12 protein-coding genes and 1 tRNA gene are annotated in these 14169 nt (G+C 52.8%); 6 read left to right on the top strand and 7 right to left on the bottom strand.

Annotation, left to right across the window (positions count from 1 at the left end; translation table 11 throughout):
* Window positions 1–75 precede the first annotated feature (75 nt).
* Window positions 76–2058: a hypothetical protein gene (locus tag VAE48_RS12985; protein ID WP_322793757.1), complete on the bottom strand. Its 1983-nt coding sequence runs from the start codon at window positions 2056–2058 to the stop codon at window positions 76–78.
* Window positions 2059–2215: 157 nt separating this feature from the next.
* On the opposite strand from VAE48_RS12985, the gene icd reads away from it, so the two are divergent.
* Together icd and VAE48_RS12995 are read left to right on the top strand one after the other, a co-directional pair.
* A complete protein-coding gene (icd, locus tag VAE48_RS12990; protein ID WP_322793758.1) occupies window positions 2216–3517 on the top strand; it encodes an NADP-dependent isocitrate dehydrogenase in 1302 nt (433 codons plus the stop codon).
* A 68-nt stretch (window positions 3518–3585) separates the two neighbouring features.
* On the top strand, window positions 3586–3783 hold the full coding sequence (locus VAE48_RS12995; protein ID WP_322793759.1) for a hypothetical protein: 198 nt from the start codon (window positions 3586–3588) through the stop codon (window positions 3781–3783).
* 91 nt (window positions 3784–3874) lie between these two features.
* Here VAE48_RS12995 and VAE48_RS13000 read toward each other — a convergent pair whose 3' ends face one another.
* Both VAE48_RS13000 and VAE48_RS13005 read right to left on the bottom strand, forming a co-directional pair.
* Window positions 3875–5971 (bottom strand): peptidoglycan DD-metalloendopeptidase family protein, encoded by a 2097-nt coding sequence (locus tag VAE48_RS13000; RefSeq protein ID WP_322793760.1) that lies wholly within the window; start codon window positions 5969–5971, stop codon window positions 3875–3877.
* A 344-nt stretch (window positions 5972–6315) separates the two neighbouring features.
* A complete protein-coding gene (locus VAE48_RS13005) occupies window positions 6316–6735 on the bottom strand; it encodes a hypothetical protein (protein WP_322793761.1) in 420 nt (139 codons plus the stop codon).
* Window positions 6736–6997: 262 nt separating this feature from the next.
* On the opposite strand from VAE48_RS13005, the gene VAE48_RS13010 reads away from it, so the two are divergent.
* The 4 genes from VAE48_RS13010 to VAE48_RS13025 all read left to right on the top strand — a co-directional run bounded on the left by VAE48_RS13010 (window position 6998) and on the right by VAE48_RS13025 (window position 10237).
* Complete coding sequence (locus VAE48_RS13010) at window positions 6998–7192, top strand: hypothetical protein (RefSeq protein WP_322793762.1); 195 nt, start codon at window positions 6998–7000, stop codon at window positions 7190–7192.
* A 96-nt stretch (window positions 7193–7288) separates the two neighbouring features.
* A complete protein-coding gene (locus tag VAE48_RS13015; protein WP_322793763.1) occupies window positions 7289–7477 on the top strand; it encodes a hypothetical protein in 189 nt (62 codons plus the stop codon).
* A gap of 45 nt (window positions 7478–7522) precedes the next feature.
* Window positions 7523–8637 (top strand): IS630 family transposase gene (locus VAE48_RS13020; protein WP_322793764.1). Its coding sequence is split into 2 segments (ribosomal slippage): window positions 7523–7940 and window positions 7940–8637, totalling 1116 coding nucleotides; the frame shifts between segments, so codons are not numbered across the junction.
* Window positions 8638–8947: 310 nt separating this feature from the next.
* The gene (locus VAE48_RS13025) at window positions 8948–10237 is read left to right on the top strand and encodes an FAD-dependent oxidoreductase (protein ID WP_322793765.1); all 1290 of its coding nucleotides are present in this window, start codon (window positions 8948–8950) and stop codon (window positions 10235–10237) included.
* A 721-nt stretch (window positions 10238–10958) separates the two neighbouring features.
* Here the strand turns inward: VAE48_RS13025 and VAE48_RS13030 are convergent.
* From VAE48_RS13030 to VAE48_RS13045, 4 genes are all read right to left on the bottom strand, one after another.
* A tRNA-Met gene (locus VAE48_RS13030) sits at window positions 10959–11030 on the bottom strand.
* 67 nt (window positions 11031–11097) lie between these two features.
* A complete protein-coding gene (gene der, locus VAE48_RS13035; RefSeq protein WP_322793766.1) occupies window positions 11098–12459 on the bottom strand; it encodes a ribosome biogenesis GTPase Der in 1362 nt (453 codons plus the stop codon).
* A 9-nt stretch (window positions 12460–12468) separates the two neighbouring features.
* Entirely contained in the window at window positions 12469–13731 is a 1263-nt protein-coding gene (locus tag VAE48_RS13040) for a YbbR-like domain-containing protein (protein WP_322793767.1), read from the bottom strand.
* Window positions 13728–14169, bottom strand: a 442-nt coding sequence (locus VAE48_RS13045; protein WP_322793768.1) for a DNA integrity scanning protein DisA nucleotide-binding domain protein, incomplete at its 5' end; no start/stop codon positions are given. The genes VAE48_RS13040 and VAE48_RS13045, both read right to left, overlap by 4 nt.

The raw sequence follows: 14169 nt of genomic DNA on the forward strand, positions 1-14169 counted from the left end.
CAGGATCGTACTGTTTGCCGAGGTAGAACACACCATCTTTTGAAAGCGCCATTTTCAAACTCCTCCTGAGCAGAATTATTCCAGCGAGTATAACTGATAAACTCCCCCAATGTCTTCAAAAGTCGGCAGCGTGTCCAGAAACGCTTCAAGCGCCAGAAGGCTGGGAAGCGGGTGTTTGGGGTCGGGATTATCTTTCATGAATTCTACACCTAAACGAAAGACCAGCAGGTGGGTAAACCCCTCGTTCTGCCACTGACGGCGGATTGCCGAAAAATCAGCGTAACGCATCCAGTTGCTCCGCCAGCGGTCCAGGTTTTCATCCGGTTTGCAGGCCGGCAGGCAGTAGAAAGCGCGTGGTTCATATATCATCAGGGTTCGGCTGCCCGGGGGCAGGCTGCGGATGGCTTCCATTGCCGGTTGATACCAGCCGGTATTTGCGGCGAGATAGTCCTGTAGGTTGGTGATGCCGAGGGCTGTTTGTGGTGTGGAGTGTTTGAACAAGTCGAGATGAACTTCCACGGTGGTGAAGGCAAGCACCAGAAGGAGCATGGCGGACAGCACACGCTGCAGGCGGATGGTGGATAACTGTAAGGAACTGGCCGAGCGGAAACCGAATGCCGCCAGAGCAGCAAAGCCAGGCATCAGTGGATAGACCATGCGTGTTTGCAGCAGGTAACCCGTAAAACGTCCTCCAATAGCCCACACCACCCAGCCAGCCAGAGCAAACACGGAGACCAATTGTAAGGTCTGCTGTTGTTCAGGGGTCAACTTGTGCCGTCCAATCCAGGCCAGCAAACCAAAGCCGAGCAGCAGCGGTCCAATTGAGGCGGCGTAGCCGGGGCCGCCTTCGATGCCCCATATGGTTGCCCGCCAGGGTAAAAATATCACATCCTGCCAGTCGCCATACGGTTCATCCTCAAAATAGATGGAGACGCGGGTTTCATCCATTTCGGCTGCTGGAAAGAAGAACGGATAAACCGGATTGCCGGTGAACAGAACGTTCTTCATCAGCCATGGCAGGGTGAAAAGGGTGGCTGCTAATCCAAAGGTCAATACCCGCCTGGGGAGGAGATTCAGCGAACGGCGCGAGAGAAAAATAATTGTACTCAAACCAACCAGCGCCAGTGTGCCAAACGGATATTTTGTACCGATGGCCATGCCGGCCATGGCACCTGCCAGCCAGAGGTACGAAGATTGCGATGTTTTGTGAAAACCATCCAGACTGATCAGGCAAGCCAGACCAAACAAGAGACCCAACCAGTCCACGTATCCCCACCCGCTGGAAAGAATCAGCGTGGAACCGGCAAACACAGCAGCGCAGCCTGCCCAGGCTGTTCGGCTGTCCCAATGGTTCACCAGCCAGCCGAATAAACCGGACAATCCCAGCAGGGCAAATGACCAGCCCAGAACGGTGGCAGCGGATGCGCCTCCCAAAGACATTGCCAACAGATAGAGCATTTCAGCATTTTGGGGGTAGCCGCTCATCATCAGCCAGGGCAGGTGGGTGATATGCCCGGCAGTAAGGTAGGCTTGCGGCAGGGTAAGGTGGTAAACCAGCGCGTCATACTTAATCGGGGGAGCAAGTGCCGTCCATAAGGGTGAGGAAAGTGCCAGTAGAATCAAGGTGCAAATCCAGCGCTCGCTGGTGCTGCCGTTTTGGATGATCTCTTTCCAGGTTTTCCAGTGTTCCAACCAGAGACGAATCGAGTGACGCGTGAGGAATAATCCTCCCAGCAGAAGCAGAGCAAACACCCATCTGTGAACTCCCAGCAGGCTGCCGATGAGCAGAATCAGCAGAGCGATCAGCCCCAGGCCAAAAATTGCCTGCATTGCCAGACTGGCCAATGGATGAAAGGGTAATGGGCGCAGGATTCGGTTACCGATTCCCCCTGCCAGTGCAAGGATTGACCCTGCCAGCAGGATTCGCCACAGGTTTAGACTGAAGGCAAGCGCAAAGGAGGAGTCAAAGGGTTTGTGGGTGACATAATAAAATGTAATAACCGAAACCGGAATCAAAAATGCTGCCAGAGCGGTTAAGAATGTTGCGTTTCTTTTCATCGTCTACATTGATTTGGAAGAAAGGCTGGATAAGATGGAATGATTTAATTATAGCCAAGAAAGGGGGTGCCTGATCCGCTTTGGCGGCGGGGGGATTTTGATATAATCGAGATATTCATCATCAATTTCATATTTTTTTTCTCCGGGAGGAAAGAGGATGAGCGTACCTGCACCACAAAAACCCCAATCAGGTGAGAAAATACGCATGGAGGGGGGGCAGTTAATGGTTCCTGACCAGCCCATTATCCCCTTTGTGGAAGGAGACGGCACCGGGCGGGATATCTGGCGGGCTTCGCAGCGGGTGTTTGATGCGGCAGTGGAGAAAGCCTACGGCGGGAAGCGTAAAATTCACTGGCTGGAAGTGCTGGCGGGTGAAAAAGCCTTCCAGCAAACCGGCAACTGGCTGCCCGAAGAAACCCTGGCGGCATTTCGAGAATATCTGGTGGGTATCAAAGGCCCATTGACGACGCCGGTGGGCGGCGGGATTCGCTCGTTGAATGTTGCCTTACGGAAAGCTCTGGATTTATATGTTTGTCTGAGGCCGGTGCGCTACTTCAAGGGCGTGCCTTCGCCGGTGCGCCGACCGGAAGATGTGGATATGGTCATCTTCCGCGAAAACACCGAGGACATTTATACCGGTATTGAATTTGAACTGGGCAGCGAGGCTAACCAGCGCTTCAAAGCACTCTTGCAGGAGAATTTTCCCCAGGAATATCAGAAAATCCGATTCCCGGGGACGGCAGCCTTTAGCCTCAAACCCATTTCGAAGGAAGGGACTTACCGCCTCGTTCGGGCTGCCCTGCGCTATGCTTTGCAATATAAACGGCGCAGTGTGACTTTGGTACACAAGGGCAACATCATGAAGTTCACCGAAGGCGCATTCCGCAACTGGGGTTACGAACTGGCCGAACAGGAGTTTGGCGATCAGGTTTACACCTGGGCGCAGTGGGAGCGCACCAAAGCTGAAAAAGGCGAAGAGGCGGCGAATGCCGAGCAGGATGCGGCTCTCAAGGCCGGCAAACTGCTGGTCAAAGACGTGATTGCCGACATTGTCTTTCAGCAGACCATTACCCGTGCGCGGGATTTTGATGTGCTGGCAACCATGAACCTGAACGGCGATTACCTTTCCGACGCGCTGGCGGCTCAGGTGGGCGGAATTGGGATTGCACCCGGTGGAAACATCAACTACGATACCGGACACGCCGTGTTTGAAGCCACCCACGGCACGGCGCCGAAATACGCTGACAAGGACATGGTCAACCCCGGTTCGGTGATTCTCTCGGGTGAGATGATGCTGCGCTATATGGGCTGGAATGAAGCAGCCGACCTGATAATCCGCGGCATGGAAGGCGCAATTCAGGCAAAAACGGTTACCTATGATTTTCATCGCTTGATGGAAGGGGCAACGCTGCTCAAATGCTCTGAATTTGGGGATGCGGTTATCCGCCACATGGATTAATGAAAATCTTACATTTGCGTGCTATCCTTTGTATAGTCAACAATTCGGTTGGCTGAAAGGAGGCAGAAATGGAAGAACTGATCAAACGGATTTCCGAGAAACTGGGCATCTCTGAAGAGGCAGCCCGTAAAGCCGTGGTCATGACTGCCGATTACCTGAAATACAAATTACCGGATGCCTTCGACCGACAGGTGGATGTGATTCTGGGTTTGCCCGAAGTGACCGAAGAAGATGTTAAGGAACTGGGCCTGTTCCAGATTCCGTAAAGCACAGGCCGGAACCTTGCCCGGTGAACGGAGGAACGAATTATCCCGCGCTGATTGTCAGAGCGGGATAATTTTTGTTTTGAACTTTTCTTCAGCGAGAAATCAACGGCAGAAAGGTATCCTGTACTTCCCACAGGTTCAGGCGGTAAACTGCCTCCGTTCCCATCAGGTCGGGCAGCAGGGATTCAACCTGCAGGTAATAAATTCCGCTGCCGGGTGAGTGAAAACGGAGATAGGCGTTTTCTCCGGCAGCCGCGGCCTGCGCTGCAGCCACTTCACTGGCGGCATCCTGTGCAAACAGGCGCATTTTCACCGCAGCGCCGCCGTTATGGGAAAAAGCAGGAATCAGATAGTTGCCGGCACTCAAAATTTCGATGCGATACCAGTCAGAATTGTCTGCGCCGCACAGGTTGGCTGAGAGCCATTCGCCCGCCCTTAACGACCGTGCCTGAGCGGGGGTGTCATCCGGTTCGTTCTCATCCGACTGGCAGTATGAAGGCAGTGTTGCGAATCTTTCGGCAGCATCACCGGCCGGCCAATCTTCAACCTGACCGTTGATGTCTATTGCACGCAGGCGAAAAGCGTATGATGCGCCCGGCTTGCCCACAAACCAGACCGAACGCCGATGGGAGGGAATGGTGAGAATACCGCCATTCTGCCAGGTGTCCGGCTCTTGCCGCCATTGCAGCTCAAATCCGCCAAAACCAGCCCCGTTATCGAATCCATCCCAACTTAACCGCACCGCGGTTGAATCGAATACTTCGGCGAGTTTCAACTGGCTGGCAGAGGGCGGACAGGCATGATCCACAAAGACGCTGCGCGGGCTAAGTGCGGCAGCCATGTTGCCTTCATGATCCCATGCCCGCAAGGCAATTTCCACCTCGCCATTTAATGGGCCGGCGGAACATAAATCCACATCCCAATCGTATAGGCTGGACTGTACCGGTGTAGTGACTTTCGGGCCGGCTTCCACCCATTGACCATTGACCTTGACCACCAGTCTGACTCCGGTGACGCGCACATCATCCGTTGCGGTGGCAGTGACGTCTATCATTGAGCCGGTACCTTCCAGCAGCGTTGCTCCGGCTGCCGGCCGGGTGAGGCTGCCGGTTGGCGGAAATGCGCCAACATTGCCGGAAACATACCAGTCGTTAGCCGGATTGCGCGGGTCAAGTTTGTTGCCCAGGCACTCAGTTGCCCCGTCGTAGATGGGAAAGCGGGTCACCTCGTAACAATTGCGCGGGATGCCATTGTTAATGGGCACATCTGCAAAGCGGATATCCATCGAGCGCCCCCAATAATAGCCGCTGTTACTGAAGTAGAGCGTGTTTTTGTCAACCACCATGAAATGAACATGCTGGGAGGTGCTGTAACCGGTATCGTCGCTGTCGCCAATGTACTGCCCGCGCTGGACGAAGGTGCCGGGCGTCAATTTGTCCGGGATGGTGCCGTAGGCGAGATGCAGGTAAATCTGATAGGTGTCCTCGGCACGGTTGTGGAGGACGATGTAATTGGTGCAGGTCGGGCTGCCATCCGGGCAGGAATCGCGTGAAGCAAGGACATACCCTTCTTTGGAAGCCAGCAGCGGAAAGGAAGTGTAATCGGTGAAATCATAGGCATAGCGGCAATATTCGATTGAACAGGACGGATACCCCAGTTCGGGAATAAACTGAAAATGGCTGATCGAACCTTCCATCCAGCGGGCGGTACCGGCGGCGTAGGGCAGGTAATAACCGGTGAGGGGAGCATGGATGATGATTTCTTCGTTTTGTAAATTTGCAGGCAGCGGCTGAATTTCACCGGGGAGCGATTGAGGGGGAAGGGAGATCAGCATTTCCTGCCAGTCAGGATCACCGGGCAGTAAAATCTGCCAGCCGGTTGGGGTTTGGCGCGCCAGGGCAAGACCGGGTTCAGTTGCCAGCCGCCGTCCATAATCATCCCGCAGCGCCAGCCAGAGAACGGCGGTATTTCCGTCAGCCGTCAGGAAGGCGGTATCCAGTTCGGGCGTAAAGAGGTCAAAAGCCAGCGGTCGGATGGCTGCATTGGACTGCAACCGCTGGTTGAATGCTGACCACAGGTCATTTTTTGCGGCCTCGGATGCCGGCAGGAGGGGCGGTTCGGCCGGGGCGGTGAAGAACACCATGAAACAGGAAAGGATTAGAAGACTCAACCGTATTCGAAGAGGCATGCAGCCACCTGTAATATGTTGTGTATATGAAAGGATTACCTGTAGATGTAATTTATCACAGTTGCAATATCAACGCCAATCCACAGGAGCAAAGATGAATTTTATGAGAAGGTTACCAGCTCCAAAGTGGATGAGAATATTAATTCAAACACAATTTTTCTTAGGGATACTCCATATCAAAGAAGAATTTTTTTAAGAAACAAAAAATTTGCGATTTATATAAATTTGACATAGATCAGGAATAGGAATCAAAAACTGCAAAGAAAAATATCATGCTTATCAAGAAGCTGTGGCAATAGAGAGTAATTTTCTAGAGAGATGGATAAGAAGGCCAAAAAACCAATCTATCCTCGTTTGCGTTTCAGTTCCTCTTCGATTTCCTGTTGTTGTTTTTGCAGCAGTTTGCGCTTTTCTTCCAATTGTTGTTCCAACTGCTTCTGCTCTTGTTGGCGCTTTTTGCGTTCGATTTCTTGCTGTTTCTCCAGTTGCTGGCGTTGCTCCTGTTGGGGCTTTTGTTTCAACGCCTGTTCCTGATCCAGCTTGAGTTGTTCTTGCTGACGCTTCTTGCGTTCAATTTCCTGTTGTTGGTCGAGTTGCTGGCGTTGCTCTTGTTGAGGCTTTTGTTTCAACGCCTGCTCCTGATCCAGCTTTTGCTGTTCCAGCAGACGTTTTTGCCGTTCAATTTCCTGTTGCTGTTCCAGCTGCTGCCGTTGAGTACGGGCAGTTTCGTGGTTTTCCTGGTGTTTATTCGCTTCCTCGTTCATCACGTTTCCTTTCTCGGAAACCAAAATCCACTAAAAATTCCTGTTTTCTTCATTATCCCCCAATTCATTATAACCAATTAAGGAAACATTGGTTACTCTTGTATATATTCTATCTTGCCTTTTGCCAATCCTCGGGTTGTTGGTCGGTTCTGTATTATTTTTGATTTTATTCTGTGAGAATAAAGAGTTTGCGTTTGGAGCGCATTTCGGTAATCAAAAAAACACAGTTCTGGGAGAGTGCAGTTTTTGTTAGATGGGGGGAGTGGATTCGATACCCCCGTGGGGCATTTACCGCCGACCTTTGGGGTATGAGCAAAAATCCTGGATACCGTCCTACGAACCTGAAATGCGCAGCGGCACCGCCAACTGCACAACGATCATTTCCAATGAAGAGAAAGGCTCGCCTCTGCTGAAAAACCCCACTACCGTGATTTGGATGAACTTGCCCTGGATTTAAAATTACGAGTCCCTGATCTCCCTGAGCGGAGTTCTGATAGTGTACGGATCAAAGGTTGATCTTAATCCGTGCCGCAACGACATCAAGACAGTTTTGGTGCCAGGAAACGGACTGGCCGAACAGATTGCTGAGAAGCGCATTGCCAACATGGTGTTCCGAAGCGAACTGCTGTTCAACCTGCCGGTGCTGCCGCTGGAGGTTATTGAAGTCAGCCTGAAGACACATTTGCCAATCCATCACCAGTGCTTCCTGCTGGACAACTTAGTAGTCAGTCATAGTGAATAAGATGGAATAGAAGTTGCAACCATCCGGGGCAAGGAGACCCTGGAGATGCCACGAAAAACGTACCTGATCAATCTGAGCGAAGAGGATCGAGCCAAGTTGTTAGAGATGACCCGCAAAGGCAGCCTGAAAGCGAGACAATTCAAACGAGCAATGATCTTGCTCAAGGCCGATGAAGGATTATCCGATCCACAAATCATGGCAGCTTTGAACGTCAGCCGCCCGTGTGTCGAACGGATCCGCAAACGCTTTGTGGTGGATGGATTGGAGCGCGCCTTGAACGAAGACCCACGACCCGGACAGAAGCGCAAGCTGGATGGACGAGCAGAGGCTACGCTGATTGCGACGGCTTGCACCGATGCCCCTGAAGGACACGCACACTGGACTTTGCGACTGCTGGCAGGGAAGCTGGTGCAACTGGGCGTGGTGGAAGCGGTTTCGTATGAAACCGTGCGCCGCACGCTCAAAAAAACAAACTGAAGCCCTGGCAGCAGGAAATGTGGTGCATCCCGGAAGCGAGCGCAGAGTATGTGGCCTGCATGGAAGATGTGCTGGACCTGTACGAACAGCCCTATGACCCAAAACGACCCCAGGTATGTTACGACGAATGGCGGCGGGCTTTGATTGGTGAGAGGCGTAAGAGCTTGCCCGCGGAACCCGGCAAGCGCAAGCGGATTGATTATGAGTATCAGCGCAATGGTGTGGCCTACCTGCATATGCTGTTTGAACCGCTGACGGGCAAACACCACATCCAGGTGACCAGCCAACACACCATGCAGGAGTTTGCCCAGTGCATGAAATGGTTGGTGGACGAAGTCTATCCCGAAGCGGAGGTCATTCGTGTGGTGTTGGATAACCTCGGTACCCATAAACCGGCTGCTTTCTACCAAGTCTTTCCACCCGCAGAAGCGCGGCGGATCCTGAAAAAGCTGGAGTTTCATTACACCCCCAAACATGGCAGTTGGCTCAACATGGCCGAAATCGAGTTGAGTGTCTTTGGCAGAACGATCAAGAACTACATCCCCGAAGAGCATGGGTTCCATCAGGAAGCCCAGGCTTTGGCGACTGAACGCAATGAGGCCAATGCCAAGATCGACTGGCAGTTCCGGACACCTGATGCACGCATTAAGTTGAAGCAGCTTTATCCATCCATTTCAGCGTGACTGACTACTTAGCCTTTTTGCGCAAAGGTGCTGAATTTATCGCCGAGCCGGTCAAGTAAGATTGCATCAAAAGGTGAACCATAAAACCTCCTGCCTTGTTTGGACGGGAGGTTTGATTTGCCCTCCGGGATTGAAAATTGGACACCCAAGTGCTACAATAAATTTGTCATTGTTGTATTTTCGCAGTAAAGGCTGAATCATCATAGTTTTTTGGAAGGCCGGACACCATTCGGCCTTTTTCTTTTTTATACCCAAGCAAAGCAGTTGGCTGGGGGAAATATGCTTCTAATCTGATATAAAGGAGTCTAGAATGGAAACCAGGAATTACCAAACCATCATTGTGGGTTCAGGCGCAGGCGGTGCCACATTAGCCCGCGAACTGAGCACACGGGGCAGGCCGGTGCTGGTGGTGGAGCAGGGGAAGGTGGAGCAAAAAGTGGGGACATTTGCGGACTGTACCCGGTATTACGATGTCAACGCATTGAAAATTCCCAAAAAGTCCAAAGAAGGTGTGATCCTATGGCGGACTTTCATGGCGGGAGGTGCGACTATGGTGGCAATGGGCAACATCTCCCGCAGCTCGGAGAAAGAGTTGGCCGCTTATGGGTTAGATCTGAACGAAGAACTGGTAGAAGCTGAAAAAGACCTTGCTGTTTCGCCCCTGCCGGATGGACGCATCTCGGTCGGGGGGCTTCGCCTGCGGGAAGCGGCACACCTGCTGGGGCACAGCTTTCAGAACATGACTAAGTGCATTGACGCGGAGCGTTGCATTAGCTGCGGACATTGTTCGCTGGGCTGTGCCCGCGGCGCCCGCTGGAGTGCGCTGGCCTACCTGCAGGAAGCCGAACGGTTGGGTACCAAGGTGCTTTACCAGGCCAAGGTGCGGCGCGTGCTGCAGGAAAACGGCCAGGTGCGCGGCGTGCAAGTCGATCTTACTGACGGGTCGGTCGAACTGCATGCCGAAACAATCATCCTGGCGGCAGGCGGCTTGGGTACGCCGGTGATTTTGCAAAACTCGGGCATCCCGCAGGCTGGTGAGGGGTTGTTCGTTGATCTTCTGGTCAATACCTACGGCGTAACAGACGATTTTAATATAATCAATGAGCCTCAAATGGCGCAGGTCGACATGGAATATCACCCGGAGCGTGGTTTTATCCTTGCTACGCAAATCAACCATTCCCGGGAGGTTCGCCTGCTGGAACTTGGCCCAGTGGGGTATGCAATGCCCACCCAGCGATTGGCTGGACTGATGACGAAAATCGTTGACGAACCTGCTGGCAAGGTTTATGCCGATGGGAGTGTTTCGAAGCCGGTGACTGATGCCGATTGGCAAAAGCTGAAGGCGGGTATGCAGACCGCGAAGGAAATTCTGATCAAGGCTGGCGTGCCGCCTAATTCAATCCGGCATTCGGTGGTGCAGGGTGCCCACCCAGGCGGCACGGCAGCCATTGGGCGCGTAGTGGATGAACACCTGATGACCGAGGTGAAGAACCTGTATGTGTGCGATGCCAGCGTTTTGCCCAAAGCACCAGGGCTGCCGCCGATTCTCATCCTTGTGGCGCTGGCCAAGCGTCTGGCAAAGCAATTGACGATCCATTAATCCCTTATTGATTCCCCTGCTGGTTCGGTTTTGGGGGTTCAAGTCTTTTGGTTGGAACAATGTTAATTTTTGTTTGGGGAAAATTTAATAATTTTCTCCGTTGGTCTTCGAATTGACGGAACTCAACGGGCACGGATCAAGAAAAATATCAACAAGTTTTCTAACTCCCGATTCTCTATTTTCTCTTTGGTATAGGTCTAAACCGGATGTTTTTGATTTTTCGGAGCGGCAATTTCTTTAGCTGGATTCGGGAATTTAAACTCCACCTGCAGCCATCCGAAAAAGGATCGGAATGTTACCCATACATTTCGAATGGATTTGGCGGACAACGGCTCGGAGCTACCCTTCCAACGTTTCGGTTTATACTCGGTTCTCAACCAGGCCATTTAGCTGATCAGGTCGGAAGATTGAATTTCCTACACCTCTCGGTCTCCAATGTATTTCAACCAATGACCAAGAGTGAACTCATAGGAGGTAATTGTGCGTTGGCTTAATCCCTCTGCTGTTTTGAATTTTAGGAAGCCGTCGATGGCTTTGGCTAAGGAAAGTGAAACTTTGGATTTTGACGTACCCGGCGAACTGCGGTTCATAAGAAATTCCTCCATTTTGAAAAAATTTCTACCGCTGTGCGCCAGGCTCGCGTCTGCGGCCCTTTGGGCAACGAAAAACCAGAGCCCGACAGGCTCTGGTTGCTTGCACCCTGCAAAGGGTTTAACTCTAGTAGCGGGGAGTGGATTCGAACCACTGACCTCCGGGTTATGAGCCCGACGAGCTACCTCTGCTCTACCCCGCATCGCGTCCTATATTTTACCACACCTTGCTCCATCGTCAACCCTTGCGGTTTGCTTTCTAACCTTTTTCTAACGTCTGGGTTTCAACACCAACCGGATGGGTGTGCCAGTAAAGGGATACTCCTTCCGAATGGCGTTTTCTAAATAACGCAGGTAGGTGAAATGGGCCAGTTTCGGGTCGTTGACATAAATCAGGAAGGTGGGGGGATCGCTGCGTACCTGAGTCCCATAGTAAATTCGCAAGGACTTGCCGGTGCGCGAGGTGGCGTGGTGGGCATCCTGGGCATTGTGAAGAATGCGGTTCAATTGCGCGGTCGTCAGGCGGGCCAGCCGTTCTTCCTGTACTTTCAATGCCAGCGGCAGCACCTGATCCACCCTTTGACCAGTTTTGGCTGAAATAAACAAAATCGGTACATAGTCAATAAAATTCAGTTCCTGACGGATACGGTTGGTGTAATTCTGCATGGTGAAGTTATCTTTCTCAACCGCATCCCATTTATTGACCAGTACGACTGTGCTTTTGTGGGATTCCAGAATATAACCGGCAATGTGGGCATCCTGCGCAGTAATGCCGGTGGTGGCGTCAATCATCAGCAGAGCAACGTCGGCTCGCTCGATGGCTCGCATCGAGCGGATGACGCTGTATTTTTCAACACCTGGTTCGATTTTTCCCCGCCGGCGGATGCCGGCTGTGTCTATCAGGGTGATCTCTATACCTTCATATTCAATTTTCGTGTCCACCGCATCGCGGGTTGTGCCGGCTATCGGGCTGACAATGGCGCGTTCCTCCCCAACCAGCCGATTTAAAAGGCTGGATTTGCCGACGTTGGGCTTGCCCACAATGGCAATTTTGACCGAATCGTCCTCTTCCTCCTCCAACTCGGGCGGAAACGAGGCTACCAAATCATCCAGCAAATCACCTGTGCCTGTTCCGTGCAGGGCAGAAATGGGATACGGCTCGCCGATACCCAGTTCGTAAAACTCGGCTGCTCCGCTGCGAAAAGTCTGGTTATCGGCTTTGTTGACCACCAGCAGCACGGGGGGGTGCGGCTTGCCTTCAATAATTTTCTGGTTGCGGCGCAATATCTGAGCAACTTCCTGATCAGCAGGGGTAACGCCGCTGGTTGCATCCGTGAGAAATAAAACCACATCCGCTTCGCGGATGGCCAGTTCAGCCTGCGCACGGATTTGTTGAATATAGTCTGCCGAGCCAATCGAGAGTGCCTCTTTACCACCCGTGGAGGGGTCAATGCCGCCCGTGTCAACAATAAAGAAGTAACGGCCGTTCCACTCCGACTCGGCCATCAACCGGTCTCGGGTAGTGCCGGGGGTGTCATCCACAATTGCCAGCGGTTCACCGGCAAGGCGGTTGAACAGGGTGCTTTTGCCAACATTGGGACGCCCCACCAGTGCAACAATCGGTTTTCGCATCGTTTCACCTCAAGGGGTGATTGTACCACTGGTTGAGCGGGTTGTCCGCGTAATGATGACCTCCACGCTTTCTGGCAGGAGCGATTCGGGTTTCAACTCAGCAATCAGAATTTCCACTTCCGGCTCGATCTGGTAACTACCTTCCGTCAGGGCGGTCAGGTCCACCACGGCGCGCACATCGGTAGCGCGCAGTCGGTCGAGCAGGGCGACCGGCCCAGAGATGATTACGGTAATCGTTTCTGGGGAAATGACAGCACTCAGCCCCGGCTGCAGACCGGTAATTTCAACCGGTATGCTCGGCAGGGTTAAACTGCTTTCAATTGCGGCAATACCCACCCGAACCAGTACTTCGGTCTGATCGCCAACCACTGAAACACCGGGGGGTAAATTGAGACTCAAGGAAATATCCAGATCATCCTTCAAACCATTAATGTTGAGCGGTTCGGTTTCGATAAAACCGGGTAAATCACTGACAATTTGCGGGTCGGCCGAAAAGACCGTAACTGCCGGGGGAAAAACTGAAATATTCGTCAGGCGGTAACCGCTGGCAACCTGACCCAAGACCACTACCTTAATAACCACGTTGCGGTACCCAAAGCGTTGGGAGATATTCTGCCGTATCGTGACGCGATCTGGCAGTAAACTCAGCCCGTTGACGGGGTTATCGTTGGCGTCCACTGCAACCAGATTGACCGTGCGGGTGATGGTTTCGGTAGCCTGTGAGAGGTCTATGATTGCCTGAACTTCCGCGACGCGGTTGACCTGAGATTCCGGGCCGCTAATCGTAACCGAGGTCTGGCTGAGGGTCGGGCTGTCGGCTGTGTAGCCGACTGCCGGGCTGCCGCGGGTTACAACCCGGATTGGAAATTCCTTGCTGGCCAGTCGTTCCAGTGTAACGGTGATGGATTGGGGCGATTGGGCAATTTTTCGCACCGGGCGGACACTGATTTGTACCCTGACCGGTACAGAATGACTGCCGGCTTCCAGACCGGAAAGGTCAAGGAAGGCGCGTACCGCACCAGTTTCGGTATTCAGCTGATTCCAGATGGATTGCGGGGCGCTCAGAACAACCGTTACCGAACTCGGAATGCTGGAGGTGATCACCAATCCGGGGTCCTGTCCGATGATTTCAATAGGTAGCGGATTGGGATAAGTGCGCTCGCTGAGCGGATCACTGGAACTGACTGCGGAGATCCACACTGCCAGTGCAAGAATGAAGGCCGTGATCAGGGAGGGTAACAGGCGCAGTAAGCGGCGTAAAACCTCGATCATCGCTCACCATCCTCCCGAAAAACCGGTGGCTTGCGGTTCTTTTTGAACCAATCTATCAAACTGGTACTTTTTGGGGGCGGCTGATAAAAAGCCATCAAAATGTTTTCCAGCCGTTCGCTATCCAACCGGCGAATCATCCGTCCGCCATGAGCGATGGAAATTGAACCGGTCTCTTCGGATACGACTACCGCAATCGCATCGCTTGCTTCGGAGGTGCCCAACGCTGCGCGATGACGCAGCCCCATTTGCCGCTCCGGGGAGCGGTTGAGGATACCGCTGGCAGACAGCGGCATGACGCAGGCAGCCGCGGCAACCTGATCGCGCACGATGATGGCAGCACCATCATGCAGCGGAGTGTTGGGGTAAAAGATTTGCAGGAGCAGTTCCGGGGTAACCCGCGCGTTCAAGCGTACACCGGTGCGAATGTAATCCTGCAAG

It is taken from the genome of Bellilinea sp. (genome assembly GCF_034432615.1).
In the GTDB taxonomy this organism is placed as follows: Bacteria; Chloroflexota; Anaerolineae; order Anaerolineales; family Anaerolineaceae; genus Bellilinea.